Raw genomic sequence first — 18905 nt, 5'->3', positions numbered from 1 at the left:
GGCTCCTAGCCGAGGTGCAGGGTGAATGAGTAGTTGGTCCAGCCGGGCGCGCGGGCCGGGCGGAACGTGGCGTCCCCGTCGAGGCGGCAACTGTTGAACGTCCCGGTGACCTCGTAGCCCTCGCCCAGGGTCACCGCGAACGGTGCGCCGGAGCGCTCCAGGGCACTCAGGTGCGCGATCTGTGCCTCACTGAGCACCCACTCCGGGCCAGGGCTGGCGATGGTGACGCGGGTGGGCGTGACTGGCCCCAGGGAGCGCAGGTTCACGCCAGTGATGCTCACGCGGTCCCGGACGGTCCGGCCGCCCCCGGTGCGGCTCACGGCGTCCGGTGGGACGCTGGGGTTCATCTGGACCCCGGCGATGATCAGGGTGTACCGGGCCATCAGCAGTTCCTCCCGGACCGGCGGGCGCGGTCCTCCAGTTTCGTGATGACCTGATTGGCGACCTGATCAGGGTTCAGCCCGGCGCCGTTGACGGTGACCTCCACGTCCCAGTTGGTGGTGTGGTTCGGGGCGGGGACGGTGGCAGGCGCGGCGGGTGCCGTCCTGCTGGTCTGCTGGGTCTGGAGCAGGTCAATCAGGCGGGTGAGGTCCGGCATCACGGCCGCCTGCGCGGCGGGGAGTTGCGCGCGGTTCAGGCTGGCCTGCGCGTCCGCCAGGGAGTTGTAGCGGCGACCTTCCACCACGTACACGGGCCGGTCGTCCTGCTGGCCGGGCACGGCGTCCGGGGTGGCGGCCACGTAGCGGTCCACGGCTGCACTGAACAGCGCGGCGGCCTCTGCCTCCCGGTTGGCGGCCCGGATGCGGTCCTGCACGATGACGCTCTCGCGGTCGTACTGGATGCCCAGGTCGTCCACCTGATCCGCGAGGCGCTGAGCTTCTTTTTCCCCCGTTCGGGTGAATTTGGTCCCGGCCTTGTCGAGTGCGTCGGCCTGTTTGCGGTAGCGGTCCTCCTGCGTGGCGAATTCGCTGGCCGCCTTGGCGATCAGGTCGGCATCGCTGCCCCTGAGCGCCTCGGTCAGCTGCGCGCGCGCGGCGTTGCGGCGGGTTTCGATCGCCTGAAGCCTCGCCAGTTCGCGCTGGGTGGTGGCTGCGCTCGGGGCGCGTCCGGTCTCCCCGTAGGCGACGGTGCTCAGGCGGGCCGCCGCGTCCCGCACGCTATCCATGCCGGTGAGCATCCCGCTGTAACTGTCGGCCAGGGCTCGCACGGCGCCGCGCTGGGCGGTGATCGCCTGCGTGAGTGCGTCGGTCGCGGTTTTCTGGCGGGTCGGGTCGCCGCTGGCAACGGCGCTGTTGTACTCCCGCTCGGCGGTGATGAGTGCGCGGCGGGTGGTGAGCAGGTCCGCCTGGATCTGCGCGGTTTTCTGTGCCTCCACCGTGCCGCCGGCCAGTGCGCGGGTCAGGGCTCCCTGACTGACAGCGAGTCCGTCGAGCAGGGTGCGGCGGTCCCGCTGGGCGGCCGTGAGTCGGCGTTCCTGTTCCGCCTGCTGGGCGGTCAGGTCCAGCTCCTGTTTCGCCAGTTCGGCGCGGCGGCTGCCGGTCTGGTCGGGAGCGGCCTGGGCCTGCCAGGTGGCGGCGAGGCGCCTGCGGGTCAGGTCCAGATCCAGCTGCGCCGCCGCGACGGCATCCTCGGCCATGCCGGTGATGCGCGCCTCTGCCCGCAGTCTCGCCTCTGCCACGTCCAGCGCCTGCGCGTCCCGCTCGTTACGGACCTGCACGGCCTGAGCCTGCGCGCCGAGCAGCGCCGTCTGTTTCTGCGTGAGGGTGGTGCGCGCCTCGTCCTGTCCCGCCTCGGTCCGGGCGAGATCGAGTGCCCGCTGGGCGAGGTTGACCTCCTGTTGCGCGGCCCGCACGGCGAGCTGCGCGCCCGCCACCCGGTCATCGGAGAGGCCTGTCGCCTGGAGCAGCAGTTCCGCCTGAGCCTGGTACAGCGTCAGGCGTCTGCGCTCCCCGTCCAGCGGGGCGGCCGTGATGCGGTCCTGCAGGTCCGCGATCTGTCCGGTCAGGGCGAGGCGCTGCTGGAGGAGTGCGTTGCGTTTGGTCTCGTCGGCCTCCCCGCTGATCTGGGTGTCCAGTCCAGTCAGGCGGGCCTGGGCGTTGCTGAGCAGGCGTTGCTGGGCAGCGGCAGCCTGCGCGTCCGTGCGGGCCATGCGGAGGGCCAGCTCTCCCTCCGCATCGACCAGCGCGAGGCGGGAGTCCAGCAGCGCGCGGGACTGGTCCACGAGTTCCTGCTGCACGTTGACCACCTCCCGTGTCGCCTGTGCCTGCCCCTGCGTCGCCTCGGTGACTCCATCGGCCAGGGTGCGGCGTTCCTCGTCCGTGAGCCGCAGCTGGGCGGCGCGGTCGAGGATGCCCTGGTACGCGGCCCGGAGGCGGTCCTGCGCGGCGACGATGCGCTGTTCGATGCCGAGCCGCTCGGCTGCGGTGCTGGCCAGTGCCTTCTGGTTCTCCAGGCCTTTCAGGTCCGCCTGCGCGGCCGTGACGGGTTGCTGCGCGGCAGCGACCTGGGCGGCCCGGATGCGTTCCAGCCCATCACGCTCAGCCTGTTCGCGATCCTGCACGCGTTTGGCCTGATCGGCGGTGTATTTGCTGTCCAGTTCGGCCACCCGGGCGTAATACTCGCGGCGGATCTGGGCCTGCTCCTCGGCCGTGACCCCCTCGGCGGTCAGTCGCTCGTTCGTGGTCCGGGCCAGGGTCTCGCGCTGGGCCATCGCCTCCGCGCGTGCGGACTGCTCGGCCAGCGCGGCGCGGTCACGGGCTGCCTGGAGTTCGATGCGGGCGACCTCCTGCGCGCCTCCTCTGGCCTGCGCGACCCGGCGGGCCACGTCGAGGTCCAGCCGGGCCGCCTGCGCGTCCCGTGCGGCCGACTGCGCGGCGAGCTGGGCGTCCTGGGCTGCCTGGAATGCGGTCACGATGCGCCGGGCACGCTCACGGGCGTCTGCCTCGTCCTGCCGCGCCCAGCCCTGACGGAGCGCGGCGAGTTGCTGCTGCCCCGCCTGCTCGATGCGGGCCTGCTCGGCCGGGTACCCGGCCAGCGCAGCGAGGCGGTCGCTGATGCCCCTGCGGACGCTGGCCAGCTCAGCCTCCCGCTCGGCCTGTCGTTTCGCGGCTCCCTCGGGCAGCGCGGCGATGATGGCAGCGCGGGCCTCTCCCTCCGCGGCGGCGACGGCTTCTGCGTTGCTGCGTGCCGTGGCGAGGTCCTCCTGCTGGTACTGGCGGCGCAGGGCGGCGACCTGACGGCGCCCGTCGCTCTCCACCTGCGCGCGGAGCTGCGGGAACTTCTCGTACTCGGCCACCTGCTCCGCGATGCTGGCCTGCAACTCGCGCAACTCCAGTGCACGCTCGGCCTGCACACGGGCGCGGCCCTGCTCCATCGCCTGGATCTCGGCCCGCTGCACGGCGAATGCGCTGTCACGGGCACTCTGCTGGGCGGCGGCGAGGTCATCGGCTCTTTCCCTGGCCTTGTCGGCGGCGTACTTCGCCCGGACGGCCCACTCCTCTTTCGCCTGAGCCTCGGCCAGTTCAGCCAGCGCCCCCTTCAGTTCGCTGCTGTTGAGGTTGCCGCCAAACGAGGTCTTGAGTTTCTTGCGCAGCTCGTCGAACGCCTTGCCGACCTGCGCGACCTCCCTCTCCACGCCGTCCAGTCCGCCGATCTTCAGCTGGAACGCGCGGTCCCCGAGAGCTTTGCGGAGATCTCGCACAGCAGCGCTCTGGGCCTTCACTCTGGCCGGTTCGAGGTCCGGTCCCGCTGCCGGTCCGTTCGCCTGCGGGTTGCGGGCCACCTCGGCGCGCACGGCCGCCAGCTCGGCCTGCAGTTCCGCCAGCGCCTGCGTTTTCTGCTCCACCAACTGGAGGTCGATGGCGCGGGTCGGTTCGCCGGTGAAGAAGTTGCGGCCGGTGATCTCACCCTCCTGCGCCTCGCGGAGTTCCTGCATCGCGCGCAGCATCTTCGCGGCCGCGATGCTGGTCCGGTCACCGGCGCGTTCCAGCTCGGTGGCTCTGGCGAGCAGCGCCTCCCCGCTCTTGGCAGCGGCAGCCTCGGCGTCCGCGTAGACCTGGGCGATCTCAGCGAACGCCTGACTGTTCCGGCGCGCGTCGCTGGTGCCCTGCGTGAACGGGTTCAGGCCGAGTTTCGACGCGGCGCCCATGGCCTCCCCGAACTTCTGGAGTGCCTCGGTGTTCTGCCGCAGCCACGTCAGGTTCGAGCGCAGTTCCTTGATGAGGTCGGTCATGGCGGGCAGCGCCCCCTCGCCAATCTGGGTCTTGAATTCCTCCCATGCGGCCGTGAGGAGTTTCACCTCGCCCTGATAGGACTCCAGGCGTTCCTTCGCCACGCGGGCCGCCTCGCCCACCTTGCCCTGCGTCTCGATGTTCTTCTCGATCTCCTCGGTGTTGCTGGCGTACAGGATCGTGGCGATCCGGATGGCGTCCTGACCGAAAATGTCGCGCAGGACGTTGTTGCGCCCCTGTTCGGTCATGCCTTTCAGCGCGGCGCGCAGGTCATCCACGGTCGAGAGGAACGGACGGAACGACCCGTCCGCCTCGTAGGCGTTCACGCCGATGCGTTCCAGCGCGGCCGCGCCAGTCTCGCTGGGTGACTGGAGGCTGAGGATCATGGTTTTCAGGGACGTACCGGCGTCCTGCATGGACCGGAAGCCGCCCTGCGCGGCGGTGGCCATGATGCCGCTGAACTGCTCGATGCTCAGCCCGGCGTTGACCGCGACGGGACCCACGGCCGCGATGGCCAGCGCGAGGTCCTCAGCGCCGAGGAAGGTGCTGTTGGCGAAGTTCGCGAAGTTGTCCGCGACCTGCGGCAGGTCGGCCGCGCTGAGCTTGAACGCGGTCATGGCGCTGGCGGCGAGTTTGGCGGCGGTTGCCGTCTCGATCCCGGCGGCGCCGGCGAGGGTCAGCGCGCCGGCCAGTCCGCCCCGGATGGCCTCCTCGGCGGTCAGGCCCGCGCGGTTGAGTTCCAGGATGGCTTTCGCGGCGTCGCGCGGGCCGACGCCCAGGTCCAGTCCGAGCGTACGGGCGGCCGCGTTGAGGTCGCGCAGCCCGTCAGCCGTGGGACTCGTCAGTGCCTTGATGTCGACCATGACGGCCTGAAAATCGGCGGCGGTCCTGAACGAGGCGACCATCGCGGCCGTGAATGCACCCAGGGCAGTCGCGGCGGCCAGGATCGGGAGCGGCAGCGTGCCGAACAGGCCACTCACCTGCGAGAGGCCAGGAATGAACCCGGAGAGCTGCTGCAGGGCGTTGCTGATGTTGCCGCTGAGTCCGGCGATGTTGATGCCGCCCCGGAGGGTCTGCTGCTCGCGGGCCGTCTGGGCGAGCAGGCGGTTGACCGTGCCGAGTTGCTGCGCCGTGAGGTTGCCAGCTGCTGCCATGCCCTGAAGGCTGACGCGGATGCGGTTGAGGTCCGCCTCGTACGCGGCGATGGCCGCGCGCCGCTCCGCGAGGTTGGTCGCAGCGGCAGCAGCCGCGTCGAACTGCGCGCGCGCCCCGGCCAGTTCGGTGCGGAGTTTGGTGATGCCGTCGCTGTTGACGTTGCGCATGCCCTGCACGGTGCGGGTCAGAGCGGTGTCCAGCGCGCGGAATTCTGCGGTGCCAGCTGTCGCGGCGGCGGCGGCGGTCCGCAGGCTGGCCTGGAGGCTGGTGAGGCGCGCGACGTAGGTGGCAGCGTTCACGTCGCCGCGCCGGTACTCGTTGTTGAGTCGCTCCAGGTCCGCGAGGAGGGTCTGCGTGCCCGCGCTGAACGAGCTGCCCCGGTTCCCGCTCCCGCCACCCCCGCCCAGTGCGCGCAGCTGCGCAATCAGGGCAGTGAGCTGCCTGATCTGGTCGTTGATTTTGATCTGCAGGGCCGTCAGGGCGCTGACGTTGATGCCTGCCACGGCACTCAGGGCTGTCCGCAGGTCGCGGATCGCGGCAGCGACACTGGCGGGGTTGAACGTGAGTTTCACGCTGAGAGTGTCGGTCCCCATGGCGTCCGTGATGGTTTTCCGGATGGCGGCCGTGCTGGCGCCGCTGAGTTTCGCGGTCAGGGTCAGGGTGCCCTGTTTTTTGGCGTAGTCCACGACTTCGCGCAGCGCGTTCAGCGCGTCGCGCGTCCCCTTGCGGAACTGGGTCACGTCGAGGCTGGCAGTCCCGGTCAGGGGCGGCAGGGTGGGTCCGGTCATGTTGGTGCCTCCTGGCGGATCGGGGTGAGATCAGCGGACCGCGCGCACCCGCAGCACGAACAGTTCCCGCAGTCGGTACGCCGCGAACGCCTGCGCGCCGGTGATGACGGGACCGGGCAGTGCCCAGTTGATGCCGCTGCGCCCGAGCGTGAACGCGGCTCTGGGGTTGCCTCTGGCGGCAGCCTGGGCCTGGAGCTGCATGAGGTTGCCGGTCTCGCCGGTCTCGATGTCTCGGGCGTACTCGGCATCGTTGCTGGCGGTCACGGTCGCGGTCAGGGGAGTGACGCGCGCCGTGGCGTGCAGGCTGCGCAGGTACTCGCCCGTGCGGCGGTACGCGCCGGGCTGCGTGGCGTAGATGTTGGCGTTCGCGCCGATGATCAGGTGCCCGAGCGTTTCCGCGCGGGTCCGCTCGGCGATGGCGGGCAGGTCATTGGCGGCCTGTTCGATGCGGGCCAGGGCGGCGCTCAGCGCGCGGTCATCGAGGTTGATCATGCAGTCATGCCTCCCAGGGTTTTCTCGGCCTGCTGCCAGCGGCGTTCCTCCTCCAGTTCGCGGCGGGCGCGGATGGCGGCGGGCGTGTACAGCCAGGGGCGGGCGCGTTTCTCGATGGCGCGGAGGTGCGCGTTGAACGGCTCGAGGCTGTAGTACGCCTCCCCGCGCTTCGCCTGCCCGCTGGGGTTTTTCGGGTCCACGTACCGCTGCCCGAGTTTCAGTCCGGCGGCGGTGCTGGCGTCGTCCAGCGCATCGAGGCGGGCCTGCGCGTCCCGCTCGGTGTGGATCTCGGCGGCCCGGCCGATCAGGCGCGGCGGCATGGTCATGACGTGCGGGTACGCCTGCACGCCGAACACGCGGATCACGTACTCGTCGAGGGTGGTGTCGGGTGGCCCCGAGTCAACTGCGCCAGGCGACTGCCCGCGCGCCGGCTCAGGGCGTCCAGTTTTCCCTCCAGCTCCGGCGGGTCGTTCAGGTCCCACATGGCCGTGAGCAGGGCCAGGCGGTCCGCCCAGGTGAGCGGCTGGGGCAGTTCCTGGCCGCGCAGGCTGGCACGGGTCAACCGCCAGAACGCCGCCCACATCTCAGGCTGCACGTCCTGGCGGGCGATGTCCTCCCAGTGCTCGCGGATCAGCGCGAACGTCGATGTGAACGTGAGCAGGTCGAACAGGTGCGCGTCGGCCACGTCGGCCCCCCAGGCGTGCAGGGTGACGCTGCCGCCCGTGAGGGTGACGGTCTGACGGACTGGAAACATGATTCTCCTGTTGGATGGCAGCCCCGCACGCGAAATTGGGGCGGCGGGCGGGGCCGGGTGGATCAGGCGGCGGCTTCGGCGTCCAGCGCGGCGAGCAGGTCGGGCAGCTGGCTGGCCGGCACGGTGAAGATCGCGCCGTACTGGGTGATCTGCGTGGCCACGTCGTCGAACGCCGGGCCGGGCTCGTAGGTGTGCGCGCGGACCGTGGCGGTGAACAGCAGGGTCTGCTCCCCCTGGCTTTCGCCCTGGCCGTTGCTCTGGAGTGCGACGCGCGGGTGCCAGAACACGCGGAACAGACGGTTGGCGTCCGTGCCGGGCCGTTTGGCGATCACGACCATGCGGCCCAGGATGCTCGCGCCGGGGCTGAACGGGGTGACGCTCACGCCCGCCAGGGTCGGGTCGGTCAGGGCGACGGCGGGCGCGCCGTTGTGCAGGCTGCGGACCTGCTCGCTGGGTGTCAGGACCGGAATCTCGTAGGTGATGGTCGTCTCGGTGACGCGCTCATCGACGACGATGCTGGGACCGCCTTCCGGGTTGACGGCGCGGATGACTTCGCGCGTCACTTCGGAACTGGGGGCGACGACGGCGTCCTCGGGGAACAGGCCGAGGTTCACGGCGCCGGTGATGCCCTCAAACGCCGCGAGGGGGTCGAACAGGACGATGCGGCCTTCCGGGACCATGTTGGCGGCGGCGTAGGCGCTCTGATCGTTGACGGGCATGGCAAAGGACATGGGGGACCTCCAGGGGTCAGTTCGGCAGCTGGCCGAGCAGGAGCGTGCGGGCGTACGTGGCGCGGGCAAGGTGCGCGCCCGGCGCGATGGGCGCGTGGCGGGCGGGGATGACGGACTTGTACCAGCCGGGGTCGGCGGGTGGGGTGCCGGTGAGTGCCGTGCGGATCTGCGTGGCCAGCGCGGCGGCCTGCTCGGCGGTGCCTGCGATGGCGGCCACGGCCGTCCAGTACGTGTCCTGATTGCCGGTCGTGGTGATGGGTTCCGGCGTTTCGATCTGCACGTACCCTTCGGGTCGGGTGGCGAGGTACGTGCCGACGCCGCGTTCTCCGGCTCCGACAGCGGGGCGTCCCTGCGCGTCGACCGGCGCGGCTTGCAGGGGGAGTTGCTGCTCGTCGGGCAGGAGGATGGTCACGCCGGGCAGCGCGGCCTGGAGTCTGGTGTGCAGGTCGAGGGTGATGACGTGCATCACGGCCTCCGGAGGGCGCAGGTGCCGAGGCGCTGGCACGTGAAATCGCTGGGCTGACTCCACTCCAGCACTTCAAGGGTTCCGTCGTCCCAGGCGACTGTCGCGCCCGGCACAGGCACCGTGTCGTCCGGGTGGACGGTCAGCAGGCGCAGGTCGGACGTGGCGACGCCCTGCGCGCTGGTGAGCTGGCCCATGCGGGCCAGGGACTTCGGGTCGATGCGCTGCGGGTCGCGGACGCTGCACCGCACGTTCCAGATGTGCGGGCCGAGTGCGAAGGTCAGCTCATGCCGGAAGCGCATCGCCAGCATCTCAGGCGTGGTCGCGGCGGCTACACCTGCCTGGATGGCGTCGCGGATGCTCACGCATCCTCCAGGCAGGGCCGCGTCACCCGGAACACCGGTTCCAGGCGGCCGCCGACCACCATGCCCGCCAGGGGCGACGGGACGATGCGGGAGCCGCCCGCGCCGGAGGATGCCTGCTTCCGGAGTCGTTCGGCGCGCGCGCACCACGAGGAGGCCGTCACGTCATCCACTGGCGTTGCGGCGAAGAACTCCGTTTCCACCTCGCCGTCCACTTTCACGCGCTTCACGTTGCCCGCGCTGACGCCTGCGGCTGCCTGGGAGGCCCGCAGGCACGCGGCCTCCAGCACGTCCGCCGCCACGAGCCGCAGGTCCTGGTGAACAAGCCACGCGGCGTGCAGGTCCACGCGGTCCCCTTCCGGCACCTGGGTGTCGTGATAGTTCAGCGCGGCGGCGGTCGCGTACGTCCTGACGGAGGCTAGCTGCTCCGGGGTCAGGGTGGCCGGTGCGGGCGCCGTCACGGTCAGCCTTCCGGAGCGGGCGGACTGCCCAGCGCCGCAAGAATCTTGTCCGCGCGGCCCCCACCGATGGCGTCGAGCGCCATGAGGTTCGCCCGGCCGTTCTCGCCGTCCGCCAGGAGGCGCAGGCCTGCCAGGGTCGTGACGCCGTTCTGCGCGAGCTGATCGGCGGCCGGGAAGTCGTCCGGTATCAGTTCACCGTCCGCCCGGACGGCCTGAAGCAGCCGTTCCAGGAACGCCACGCGGGCCTGCAGGTGCGCGTCCTCCTGCCTGCCGCTGAGCTCGTCGATCAGCCGCTGCGTGGGCTGCCCGGGCAGCAGGCTGGAAGGCAGCACGAACGTGCTTTCCGGATCGTCCGCGAAGGTCACGAGCGCCACCTGCGCGCCGGGCGGGAGTTCGAGATCCAGGCGCACGTCCTCCGGGGCGTCCTGCAGGAGGTGGAAGGTGGCCAGCGAGTACGCGCCGTCCTCCCCGACGAAGAACACGGCGCTGCCTTCGGGGAACGGGGCGGCCTGCGTGGCCTGGGCGAGCGCTGCGCCCTGGGGGATCTCGGTGATCTGCCCCAGGCGCAGCATGAGGCGGTAGTCGCGGCCCAGCTCCACCGGCACCGACTCTCCGGGCTGGAGAATGCGGTCGCCGAAGCGCAGCGGCTTACGCGCGATGAAACTACTATTCGGACTCTGCATTGGCACACCTGCTTGTTGGAGAAAAACTATGATGAGTTATGACCGATAAGGAATCAGGGCGTCAGGATTTTGAATCAGAGCTCAACGACTGCTTCGAAGCACTGCAAATTATGATAGGCGACGTTGATTTGGCAACTAATCTGGTTATATCTAGTCGGAGCTGGTCGGACATGCGGAGCTTTGCTAGAACCATGTTTGCCTCGTTTGAGGTAACAATCTACCTCCTAAAGCAAGTTGCTCTCTTGGTGGATAGCTATCAGCCGTGCTTCCAGGAGCATGAGCGGATGATTTTGCGCGATCGCTCATATTCGGTGAACAGCAGAGGAGTTATTGAAGAAAAAGAGGCGAGGGTGGCCATGAAGGCGAGTATGCTGCTCGCCTTCAGTGCCGCTTCGCGGGCGTTTGGGGTGGAAAATCCTCTTGACACGTCGAAAAAGGAATGGGAGTCCTTCCAAATCGCAATCAAGATTAGAGACCGTCTGACTCATCCCAAGAAATCGAAAGACCTATTTCTGAGTCCACAAGAAATTGACCATCTGGTGCAATCAGGTAGGTACATCATTGAATGCTTCTACAAACTTGCGCATAAAAGCAATTCGGCTGCCAAGATGATCAATAGCGGAGGGTAATCTCGCAATGGTGTTACCAGTCGCTCTGGCTGGTGCTGACGACGTCGCTGAACCACATGCCCAGGTCCGGCGCGACGATGTTCGAGCTGGCCGCCGTGTGCACCTGCACCCAGCGGTTGCCAGTCTCGGCGTTGTACCCACGGCGGATCAGCGCCAGTTCGTTCAGGATTCGCTCCTGGTCACCTTCGAACGCGCGGTACAGGTTCTCCCAGTTGAACGTGTACCCGGCGCTGGGCGTCTCGCGGCTGGGATTCGGCGCGACATACATCAGCAGCATGCCCTTGGGATCGCAGATGTAATCGATGTTGTCGTCCTGCCCTTCCTCGGCGTCGTTCACGACCCCGCTGACGATCTGCACGCGGGGCACGTCGAAGAAGGACGCCAGCAGGTCGATGTCCGCCACGCCGCGCTGCACGTACTTCACGCGGTCCGTGATGTCCTCGTTGAAGACCAGGCTGGCGTACACGTCCACGCCCACCTGCAGCAGGTTGGGTTTCTTGCCGGTGAAGCGGCGGAAGCGTTCGATGCGGCCCCGGATCAGTTCGGCGGGATTCGCGCCGGGCTGGTCGAGCTGCAGGAACTCCGGGGTGTCCGCCGCCCGGTTCGGGTTGCCGGTGACGCCCTGGTAGCGCCACGCCCACCCGGCGTCCTCATGGAACGCGGTGCTGGCGTACCGCAGGTCGAGGTTCAGGCGGGCCTGCCCGGCGAGGTACGTCGCTGCGTCCGCCATGGGCCGCATGGGGTCGCGGCGGCTGGCGGCGACGTCGCTGGGCGCGATGTTCTTCTGGAGGCTGTAGTGCTCGGTGTCGTAACTGGCCTTCTTGGTCTTGTACCCGCCGACGACGGGGCGGTCGCCGTAGCTGTGCAGGCGCATCTCGGGGCGGATCAGGCTGCCCCGGTCCCATACCTTGATCTTCCCGGCTTCGTTCTCCACCTGCACGATCGGGAACGCGGTGGGCGTGATGAACTCGTCGTCGTTCTGCATGGCGTCGACGGCGACGTCGGTCAGATACTCGTCGCTTTGACCTCCGGCGATCATGCCGGGGAGGGGGCCGGTGGTGTCGTCGTAGGCGGCCATCAGGGCGCCCGTGAGCAGGATGTTGTGCTTCATGTGGTTCTCCAGGGGGGGAGTGAAGGCGAAGCCCCGCCGCAGCGTCAGCCAGGGCGGGGCAGGGGAATCAGCGCGGCGTGGGTTAAGCGTCAGGCAGGGTGCCACGGTCGAACTCGACGGGCACGATGCTCCCCGCCTTGCCGCTCTCCATCACGGTGAAGAAGTACGCTTCGCCGGCGACGGCCTTCACGCCCACGCCGTCCGGACCGGCGCGGAGCTTGTCGGTGGGCTGCACGTCCTGGCTGACCTTGAGCTTGGTGCGGCCGAGGGTCTGCAGGGTGGTGGTCTTCCCGGCGACCGCGCCGGGGTTCTCGATCACGCCGAACACGTCGTCACCGGCACCGGCGACGTCGATCTTGTTTCGCAGCGCGGCGTTGCGGGCCTTGCCGTCGTTCGTGCCGGGGAGGATCTTCGCGGCGTGCCACTGGTAGGCGGTGAGGTCGCGGGCGCTGGGCGCGGCGTGCTTGCCGCCTTCGATGGGTTTGGTGGTGGCCATGGTTCAGGTGCTCCTTGGGGGGCGAGAGGGCGGGGAGGGCAGGGCGTCAGCTGTTGCGGTAGCGGGCGGCGAAGGCCGGGTCGTCCCGCATGACCTTCTGCCCGGCCTGGGCGCGGGTGAGGTTCGGGTCGGCGTTCATAGCGGTGTCCACGCGGGTGCGGTACTCGGCCTTGGCGTCACTGCTGACCTTGCGGTCCTGGTGGCTGCCGCGTTCGCCGATCAGCTCCAGTTGCGCGCCGGTGGCGTTCAGGCTCTGTTCGAGGGAGGCGTACTCTTCCTTGGTCATCTTCTCGCTGGCCGCGCGGAGGGTCGCGCCGAACGTGGCGGGCTGGCCCAGCTGCACGGCCCGCTCGCGGAACTCACGGTCGAGCCGCTGGTCACGTTCGGTGTTTGCGGTGTTCTCGGCCCGCTCGGCGCGGGCGTTGGCCGCCGCGGCGTCCGCCTGGGCTTTCTCGACGGCCTCTCGGGCTTCAGGCGTCAGGGCGCTGAGGTCCACTTTTGCGTTTGGCTGGGGTGCCTGACCCGCTCCCGGCGTGGCCGGGGCGGCTGCGGCTGCGGACTGGGCGGCGAGGTGATCGTCGAGGAACGTGCGCTCCTCGGCGCTGAGGGTCTCGCCAGCGGCGAGTTTCGCGGAAATGGCGGCGATGGTCATCTTCATAGGTGCCTCCTGCGCGTTCGGCGCGGGCTGGGGGGTGATAGGCGAACCCGCCTCCGTGGTGGCAGGCGGGTCGTCTGTGGGGCTGGTGGGCTGCTCAGCGTCCGGGGTGTCCGGGTCGCCGTTGGCAGTGAGAGAAGGGGTGGTGCGTGCCTCGGGGTTTTCCTCATCCCCAGGGTTCGGCGTGGGCGGCTGTGGGTCGGGCGGGGCGATGGCGCCCGTGCCTTCCCCGATGACGGTGTGCAGGCTGCCTACGCGGTCGGCGAGACCAGCGGTGACAGCGGCCACGCCGGTCCAGACTTCACCGGTCGCCCACTGCTCAGCGACCACGCCACGCGCCTTGCGTCGACCTTTCGCCACAGCCTGCACGAACTGGGCGTGCACGTCGTCCACCATGCGCTGCATCTCGGCGCGGCCCTCGGCGCTCAGCGGCTCGTAAGGCTGCCCGAGGGCTTTCTTCGCGGCGCTGCGGATGTACGTGACGAGGATGCCCCATGTGTCCATCACCTTCGTGTAGTCGGCGTGGCTGATGATGCAGCCGATGCTGCCTGTCAGTGCCGTGGGGCTCACGACGATCTCGCTGGCCTGCGCGGCCACCCAGTACGCGGCGCTGCACGCCATGTCGGCCACGACGGCGGTGACGCGCTTCTTGCTTTTGGCGTACGCGACCGCTTCAGCGGCTTCGACTGTCCCAGCGACGGTGCCGCCTGGGCTGTCCACGCTGATTACGATGCTGGCGACCATCGGATCATCGGCCAGCTCGCGGATCTCGGCAGCGAAGGCCTGCGGGCTCATATACCCGTACGAGAACGCCCAACTGGGACAGCGGTTGATCACGACGCCGTGGAAGGACACCACGCCGACTGTCTTGCCGTTGCCGCGCGTGAGCGGCACGCGCCTCACGGACGCCTCGGGCGTGGCTTGCGCTTCGGCAACTGGGGGGATCTGGCCGCTGGCGACGAGCTGCTGCACGTGATCGAGCGCCTGAGACGTGATCGACCAGACCGTGCCAGCCATCTCGCGGGTGAGGAAACTGAGGTTCTTGGACACTTGGGGACCTCCTATAATCAGCCGACTAATGGGAAAAAACTCGAAGGAGAACAGGCGAACGGACGCGTACCGGAAGAGTGGGGGGGTGTGCTGGTTCTGCGGCGATCATCCGGCGGAGCATATCGAGCACCTCACGCCGCAGGCACGTGGTGGTACTAACGCCTCTGAGAACTTGGTCGGGGCGTGCAGGCGGTGCAATTTGTTGAAGGAAGGACAGGGCATCCCAGGAAATCCCAATTGGGATTTGCGGGAATTCCGGCAGGAGGTCGCTTACCGCTTGAAGCAGACGCCGGAACAAGTAGTGTTCTACGGTGAACGACTTCACGCGAAGAGGAGTGAAGCTTGGATTGCTGCCGGTAAACCTACTGATAAGCACCTGTACAAACTTGGCCTCTTGGATGAGCGACTCGGGATTAAGGCCGAACCTTTCTCGTTCCCGGATGAACCTTCGTTTGAGGCTTACGGGCTGGATGACGAGCTTTAGTTCTGAGTGACTGAGTCGGCCCGTTCCGGCAGGCCGAGTTTCTGCCGGAGGGTGGTTTCGAGGTTCTCGTCGTGTGTGATGCCGCCCGCGTTCATGACGCCGTTCAGCTGCGCCAGCAGGTTCTGCAGGGCGGCGTCCGTGAGCCCGCCGTGCTCCAGGTGCGGCCAGTACTGCGGGGGCACGCCGTTGACGCGCATGAGGGTGTGCACGGCGAAGCGGTTCACGACGGCGGTGATGCCGTCGAGGATGCCAGTGCCGGCCGTTTCGAACAGGTCCGTCAGGTCCCCGCTGAGTGCCTGCGCGCCCTTGCCTTCGCTGCCGCCCAGCAGCAGGAAGGTGCTCAGCAGGCTCGCGGCGATCCGCTGGCCGTACCGTTTGATGATCTTGTCCGTGTCGTGCGCCCGGGCACTCCCGCCCTGCAGGAGACTGAACTTGTACCCCGTGGGCAGCCGCACGTGCTTCTCCGTGCCGGTCTTCTCGTCGTATTCCCTCACGACGTACTCGCTGGCGGGCATGGCCACGTAGGCCCGTTCGTCGTTCCGGACGCCTTCTGCCTGCCGGAGGATGCCCTGCAGGACCGCCTGCTGCTGCTCGGTCGCGTCCGGGCTGAGTAACTCGATGGGGACTTCCACGATGGGGAGGCCCGCGAGGTCCCGTTCAATGCCGACCGCTTCGAACTCCTCCAGGCGACTCTGGAAGCGGTAGGCGCGGCGGGCGTTCACGAGCATGCTGCGCCCCTCGGGGTTCCCGCTGGCTTCGGTGGTGCGGAAGTGCAGGGCGCGCTGGACGGGGATGAACACGACGCCGCCGGGCGTGCTCTGCCACAGGCCCTGAATGCCGCCGTCACCGTCGTACTCCCAGCGGCTCAGGGTGCGCTGGGGCCGGAGGGCGAACTTCCGCCAGCCGACGCGGCCGTCGCTGTGGGCGCTGCGGTACCGGGCGTCCGTCTGGTCAGGGCCGCGCCGGATCTTGTACACCACCTCGAAGTACGACCAGCCGTGCGTGAGCATGGTCAGGACGTCCGCGAGGAACGCGGGCCAGGTGTGACTCATGTCCTCCCGGCACTCCCGCAGGAACAGCGCCCAAGCGACCGCTTCGGGACTGTCGTCGGCGGGGACTTCCTGCCAGTCCACCTGCCGGAACAGGCTTTCGAGCGCGAGGAACACCGCGCCGACGATGGGGTCCGTGTCGCGCATGTCTTGGTAGAGCTGCGCGGCGTAGATGCCTTCGTCGGGAAGGAACTGGCGGTACCAGCTGCGCTGGCCGTTGCTGCCGAGAATGCGCAGGTCCATCAGGCCGGTCTTGGGTGCGGGTTGCGTCATGGGCGTTCACCTCCTCAGGGCATGAAAAAAGCAGCCTGTGCAGGCTGCCTAGAATGTTTTGGCATTCGTGATTTAACGCGAGTGAATGTGGTTAAAGACCGTCGCCCTTGTTGAGATTTATTTCATCTGTACAGGCCTCTGTATTCGGGAATTCATACACAACGCTGATCCAGCCGTCGGTGCTGCTCAATGCGGAAACTTTTAGCATGATCGCGTAACCTTTAGGCAGCTTATTGGAGGCTGTGGGTTGCCAAAAAGAGACTAGATTGCGATCCTCTTGTTTAATGGACATCATCCAGTCATTTGAATCTTTCCAGATGCTGCTGCCCTTGATGAAATCGAAATCTTCAGAGGTCCCATATTTACTACTCAAAGCTGCCTTTAATGAATTAAAATTAGCTTTTGTTAAAGAGCCTGAGGGGTCATTCTTTATGGTAAGGCCGGTGCCTCTAACCATGCATACTCCCTGTTTGGAAGAGGCTTTAACAGTGTAAAATTCAAAAGCGCTGTTTGGAGTGGGAACAGTGTTGAGGCGATAAAATCCCGGATTAGTAGAAGGGGTAGCGCCCATTTTGATTAGCTGATCAATGGAAATCCCTGGCTTTATCCCGAATGGCTGAATATCAACTGCGTCAACCGCATGTGCGCACGTACTTAAAGCCAAAGCAAGCAAAGCATGCATTCTCATGCTCGCATAGTAAGGGGCCTGATAGGAAAGCGCTGCGTCAACTCTGCTTGACGCTGAGCGGATGAACTGGATCATTTGCGCCAAGCGCTCACTCTTCTGCCTCCAATTGCGCGGAGCGTCAAGGTCGACAGCTTGTCTCCATGCGTGTGCTGCTTGGCCCAGGCGCGGCGCTTCTGCTTGAACCGCTGGAGGGCCTGGGTGGTCGGGTCGATCTGGTCGTCGTTCGCGCCGTTCGGGAACTGCGCCCACTCCGGCAGGTACTCGCTGGCCACCCACGGCGCGAGGCTGGGGTGCGGCAGGTAGACGTGTCCGGATTCGATGGTGCTGCTCTCGGCGGACACGCGGGATTGCTTGCTGCCGTCTGGTTCGTAGGCGATCAGCCCGGGCAGGACGGTGCGGACGTCGCTGATGATGGCCGGGCCGTTGGCCTTGTCCTCGATCAGGTGTTCGGGGATGTCCGGCCAGCGGTCCGCGAAGGCGATGACGGCCTGTTTGGACTTCACGTAATCCCAGCGGCCGCGCGTCTGGTCGAGCAGGAAGGCGTCCGGGCCGCGGCTGCCCCAGGCCTGCCCGACCACGAAGTCGCTGTCCTTCTTGTCCTTGAAGGCGAAGTCCCAACTGGTGAGCGTGAAGTCGAACGATTCCGGGGTGGGGATCACCACGGCGTCGATCTCGGTCACGTCCCCGTCCTCGCTGACCACTTTCAGGCGCAGCGGCGGCAGTGAGGGGATCAGGTGGGCGGGGGCGTGGTATCGCCACCACCAGCCCTTCACGACGCCCCCGCCGGCCGGCACGGGCCGCTGCTGCATTTGCCCGGCCGTACCGAACGACCCGAGGTCCAGTTCCGCCTGCCGGTAGTCCTCCTCGTCCCGGAACTCCGGGAACAGCAGCTCGCCGGGCTCCGTGCGCGGATCGTCCCAGATGCTCGTCTGCGTGTGGTGCTCCGGTTCGTACCGCTCCGGGAGGCGCAGCACTTCCCAGCCGCCCTTGCGTTCCAGGTGCCCGGTAAGGTCCTCCTCGTGCAGGCGCTGCATGATCACGATCTGTACGTACCGTTTCGGGTCCGCGCCGCGTCGGCTGAGGCTCTGGTCGTACGCGTTGATGATGGATCGGCGGTGGGCGCGGCTGTCCATCTCGGCGGCGTTGTTCGGGTCGTCGATCAGGAGGATGTTGCCGCGCGCGCCGGTCGCGCTGGTGATGGGTTTGACCTGGCGCCGCCCGCGCGCCGTGGTGTCGAACTGCCCCTTGCTGTTCTGGTCCCGCATGAGCCGCACGCGCTCCCCGTACCGTTCCTGGTACTCGGGGCTTTCGACGAGGCGGCGGCAGCTCATGCTGTCGCGGATGGAGAGGCTTTCGTTGAAGGCCGTGGCGAGGAACCGCTCGCCCGCATCCAGTTCCGCCCACACCCACGCGGGGAAGAACACGTTGCAGAGGCTGGACTTCATGGTGCCTGGGGGGACGTTGATGATCAGCCTTCGGATCTCCCGCCGGGCGGCCGCCTCCAGATGCAGGCACATGGCGTCCAGCGCCCAGCCCCACGCCAGTGGCGTGCCGGGTTCCAGCACATCCCAGAACTCGTGCACGAACTCCCGCAGCGTCAGCGATCGCACCGGCTCAGGCTCGGGCAACTCGCCGCGTTCCTCCAGTTCCAGCTCGGCCAGCTGCGCGATGATCAACTCTTCGTCCAGCCAGCCCGGCCACGCCTCACGCCTGCGCCGGGCCACGCGCTTTCCGTCTCCGCTCCAGCAACTCGGACAGCTGCTCGCGCGTCAGCTTCTTCAGGTCCGCCGGGCTGCTCAGGTCCTCGATCCGGACGGTGTACTCCTCCATGCCGCGCGCCTGCCGTTCGATCTGCGTGCCGACCAGCGCCAGGCGCGCGATTTCCTGCGGCCCGACATCCTTCGGATCGACGTTCCCCATGCCCCGCACGGCCAGGGTCTGCAGCGCCTTCCCGAGGGTCGCCTGCCGCATCCGCACCTGCTCCACGGTTTCGAGGTCGAGGGCCTGCGCCCTGGCCGCCACCTGGGCGCGGAACTGGGTGCGGAGGTCCAGCCAGTCTTCTGCGCTGGAGCGGCGTTTCAGTTGGCTCAGGCTCGGGCGCTGCGTTTGGCTACCGTGCGGGGTTGCTGCGTCCGCGCTGAGGGATTCCAGGGTGACGCGGTCGTCCCCCCGGATGTACTCGCGGCGGATGGCCGTCCAGTCGTAGGCGGGGGGGCGTCCCTGGGGCTTCGCCCCGCGGCTGCGGCTGTCTTTCTTGGGGGGCTTTGCTTTGGGGCTGGGCATAGGCAATCACCTCCATGAATCCTTAATCGTTAGCCAAGTGCACTAATTGTGCCCATCGGTGAACTGCGG

19 protein-coding genes are annotated in these 18905 nt (G+C 67.8%); 2 read left to right on the top strand and 17 right to left on the bottom strand.

What is annotated here, in order from left to right; genetic code table 11:
- Positions 1-5: 5 nt before the first annotated feature.
- The 10 genes from IEY70_RS16250 to IEY70_RS16205 all read right to left on the bottom strand — a co-directional run bounded on the left by IEY70_RS16250 (position 6) and on the right by IEY70_RS16205 (position 10118).
- Entirely contained in the window at positions 6-383 is a 378-nt protein-coding gene (locus IEY70_RS16250) for a hypothetical protein (protein ID WP_189066078.1), read from the bottom strand.
- Positions 383-6172 (bottom strand): phage tail tape measure protein, encoded by a 5790-nt coding sequence (locus tag IEY70_RS16245; protein ID WP_189066077.1) that lies wholly within the window; start codon positions 6170-6172, stop codon positions 383-385. Before IEY70_RS16245 ends, IEY70_RS16250 begins: the two co-directional genes overlap by 1 nt.
- A gap of 30 nt (positions 6173-6202) precedes the next feature.
- Positions 6203-6664, bottom strand: coding sequence for a hypothetical protein (locus IEY70_RS16240; protein WP_189066076.1), 462 nt, complete (start codon positions 6662-6664; stop codon positions 6203-6205).
- The gene (locus IEY70_RS16235) at positions 6661-7029 is read right to left on the bottom strand and encodes a hypothetical protein (protein WP_229777990.1); all 369 of its coding nucleotides are present in this window, start codon (positions 7027-7029) and stop codon (positions 6661-6663) included. Before IEY70_RS16235 ends, IEY70_RS16240 begins: the two co-directional genes overlap by 4 nt.
- Positions 7026-7418 (bottom strand): hypothetical protein, encoded by a 393-nt coding sequence (locus IEY70_RS16230; RefSeq protein WP_189066075.1) that lies wholly within the window; start codon positions 7416-7418, stop codon positions 7026-7028. The genes IEY70_RS16235 and IEY70_RS16230 overlap by 4 nt, the downstream gene beginning before the upstream one ends.
- Before the next feature lie 62 nt (positions 7419-7480).
- Positions 7481-8149 (bottom strand): hypothetical protein, encoded by a 669-nt coding sequence (locus IEY70_RS16225; protein ID WP_189066074.1) that lies wholly within the window; start codon positions 8147-8149, stop codon positions 7481-7483.
- Between the two features lie 16 nt (positions 8150-8165).
- Entirely contained in the window at positions 8166-8615 is a 450-nt protein-coding gene (locus IEY70_RS16220) for a hypothetical protein (protein ID WP_189066073.1), read from the bottom strand.
- The gene (locus IEY70_RS16215) at positions 8615-8977 is read right to left on the bottom strand and encodes a hypothetical protein (RefSeq protein ID WP_189066072.1); all 363 of its coding nucleotides are present in this window, start codon (positions 8975-8977) and stop codon (positions 8615-8617) included. The genes IEY70_RS16220 and IEY70_RS16215 overlap by 1 nt, the downstream gene beginning before the upstream one ends.
- Positions 8974-9435, bottom strand: a complete 462-nt coding sequence (locus tag IEY70_RS16210; RefSeq protein ID WP_189066071.1) for a hypothetical protein — start codon at positions 9433-9435, stop codon at positions 8974-8976. Before IEY70_RS16210 ends, IEY70_RS16215 begins: the two co-directional genes overlap by 4 nt.
- A 2-nt stretch (positions 9436-9437) precedes the next feature.
- Positions 9438-10118, bottom strand: a complete 681-nt coding sequence (locus IEY70_RS16205; protein WP_189066070.1) for a hypothetical protein — start codon at positions 10116-10118, stop codon at positions 9438-9440.
- A 38-nt stretch (positions 10119-10156) separates the two neighbouring features.
- Between IEY70_RS16205 and IEY70_RS16200 the strand changes: the two genes are divergently transcribed.
- Entirely contained in the window at positions 10157-10747 is a 591-nt protein-coding gene (locus IEY70_RS16200; protein WP_189066069.1) for a hypothetical protein, read from the top strand.
- A gap of 13 nt (positions 10748-10760) precedes the next feature.
- On the opposite strand, the gene IEY70_RS16195 is transcribed toward IEY70_RS16200, so the two are convergent.
- The 3 genes from IEY70_RS16195 to IEY70_RS16185 form a co-directional block, all read right to left on the bottom strand.
- The gene (locus IEY70_RS16195; RefSeq protein WP_189066068.1) at positions 10761-11858 is read right to left on the bottom strand and encodes a hypothetical protein; all 1098 of its coding nucleotides are present in this window, start codon (positions 11856-11858) and stop codon (positions 10761-10763) included.
- 82 nt (positions 11859-11940) lie between these two features.
- Positions 11941-12354: a hypothetical protein gene (locus IEY70_RS16190; protein WP_189066067.1), complete on the bottom strand. Its 414-nt coding sequence runs from the start codon at positions 12352-12354 to the stop codon at positions 11941-11943.
- Between the two features lie 46 nt (positions 12355-12400).
- The gene (locus tag IEY70_RS16185; protein ID WP_189066066.1) at positions 12401-14059 is read right to left on the bottom strand and encodes a S49 family peptidase; all 1659 of its coding nucleotides are present in this window, start codon (positions 14057-14059) and stop codon (positions 12401-12403) included.
- 28 nt (positions 14060-14087) lie between these two features.
- Here IEY70_RS16185 and IEY70_RS16180 point away from each other — a divergent pair, with 28 nt between their 5' ends.
- A complete protein-coding gene (locus IEY70_RS16180) occupies positions 14088-14543 on the top strand; it encodes an HNH endonuclease (RefSeq protein ID WP_189066065.1) in 456 nt (151 codons plus the stop codon).
- Here IEY70_RS16180 and IEY70_RS16175 read toward each other — a convergent pair.
- From IEY70_RS16175 to IEY70_RS16160, 4 genes are all read right to left on the bottom strand, one after another.
- Positions 14540-15865 carry a phage portal protein family protein gene (locus tag IEY70_RS16175; RefSeq protein ID WP_189066064.1) on the bottom strand — a complete coding sequence of 442 codons (1326 nt, stop codon included), beginning with the start codon at positions 15863-15865 and terminating at the stop codon, positions 14540-14542. The genes IEY70_RS16180 and IEY70_RS16175 overlap by 4 nt on opposite strands.
- A 91-nt stretch (positions 15866-15956) precedes the next feature.
- Entirely contained in the window at positions 15957-16628 is a 672-nt protein-coding gene (locus IEY70_RS16170; RefSeq protein ID WP_189066063.1) for a hypothetical protein, read from the bottom strand.
- Positions 16625-18277 carry a phage terminase large subunit gene (gene terL / locus IEY70_RS16165; RefSeq protein ID WP_189066062.1) on the bottom strand — a complete coding sequence of 551 codons (1653 nt, stop codon included), beginning with the start codon at positions 18275-18277 and terminating at the stop codon, positions 16625-16627. The genes IEY70_RS16170 and terL overlap by 4 nt, the downstream gene beginning before the upstream one ends.
- On the bottom strand, positions 18258-18836 hold the full coding sequence (locus IEY70_RS16160) for a hypothetical protein (RefSeq protein ID WP_189066061.1): 579 nt from the start codon (positions 18834-18836) through the stop codon (positions 18258-18260). Before IEY70_RS16160 ends, terL begins: the two co-directional genes overlap by 20 nt.
- Between the last annotated feature and the right edge of the window lie 69 nt (positions 18837-18905).

The organism is Deinococcus seoulensis, from assembly GCF_014648115.1.
GTDB lineage: Bacteria > Deinococcota > Deinococci > Deinococcales > Deinococcaceae > Deinococcus > Deinococcus seoulensis.
This window is presented reverse-complemented; position numbering and strand designations above follow the sequence as displayed.

Coding starts and splice junctions, on each gene's coding strand:
- IEY70_RS16250 (WP_189066078.1), bottom strand. CDS start 383: ATGGCCCGGTACACCCTGATCATCGCCGGGGTCCAGATGAACCCCAGC.
- IEY70_RS16245 (WP_189066077.1), bottom strand. CDS start 6,172: ATGACCGGACCCACCCTGCCGCCCCTGACCGGGACTGCCAGCCTCGAC.
- IEY70_RS16240 (WP_189066076.1), bottom strand. CDS start 6,664: ATGATCAACCTCGATGACCGCGCGCTGAGCGCCGCCCTGGCCCGCATC.
- IEY70_RS16230 (WP_189066075.1), bottom strand. CDS start 7,418: ATGTTTCCAGTCCGTCAGACCGTCACCCTCACGGGCGGCAGCGTCACC.
- IEY70_RS16225 (WP_189066074.1), bottom strand. CDS start 8,149: ATGTCCTTTGCCATGCCCGTCAACGATCAGAGCGCCTACGCCGCCGCC.
- IEY70_RS16220 (WP_189066073.1), bottom strand. CDS start 8,615: ATGCACGTCATCACCCTCGACCTGCACACCAGACTCCAGGCCGCGCTG.
- IEY70_RS16205 (WP_189066070.1), bottom strand. CDS start 10,118: ATGCAGAGTCCGAATAGTAGTTTCATCGCGCGTAAGCCGCTGCGCTTC.
- IEY70_RS16200 (WP_189066069.1), top strand. CDS start 10,157: ATGACCGATAAGGAATCAGGGCGTCAGGATTTTGAATCAGAGCTCAAC.
- IEY70_RS16195 (WP_189066068.1), bottom strand. CDS start 11,858: ATGAAGCACAACATCCTGCTCACGGGCGCCCTGATGGCCGCCTACGAC.
- IEY70_RS16190 (WP_189066067.1), bottom strand. CDS start 12,354: ATGGCCACCACCAAACCCATCGAAGGCGGCAAGCACGCCGCGCCCAGC.
- IEY70_RS16180 (WP_189066065.1), top strand. CDS start 14,088: ATGGGAAAAAACTCGAAGGAGAACAGGCGAACGGACGCGTACCGGAAG.
- IEY70_RS16175 (WP_189066064.1), bottom strand. CDS start 15,865: ATGACGCAACCCGCACCCAAGACCGGCCTGATGGACCTGCGCATTCTC.
- IEY70_RS16170 (WP_189066063.1), bottom strand. CDS start 16,628: ATGATCCAGTTCATCCGCTCAGCGTCAAGCAGAGTTGACGCAGCGCTT.
- IEY70_RS16160 (WP_189066061.1), bottom strand. CDS start 18,836: ATGCCCAGCCCCAAAGCAAAGCCCCCCAAGAAAGACAGCCGCAGCCGC.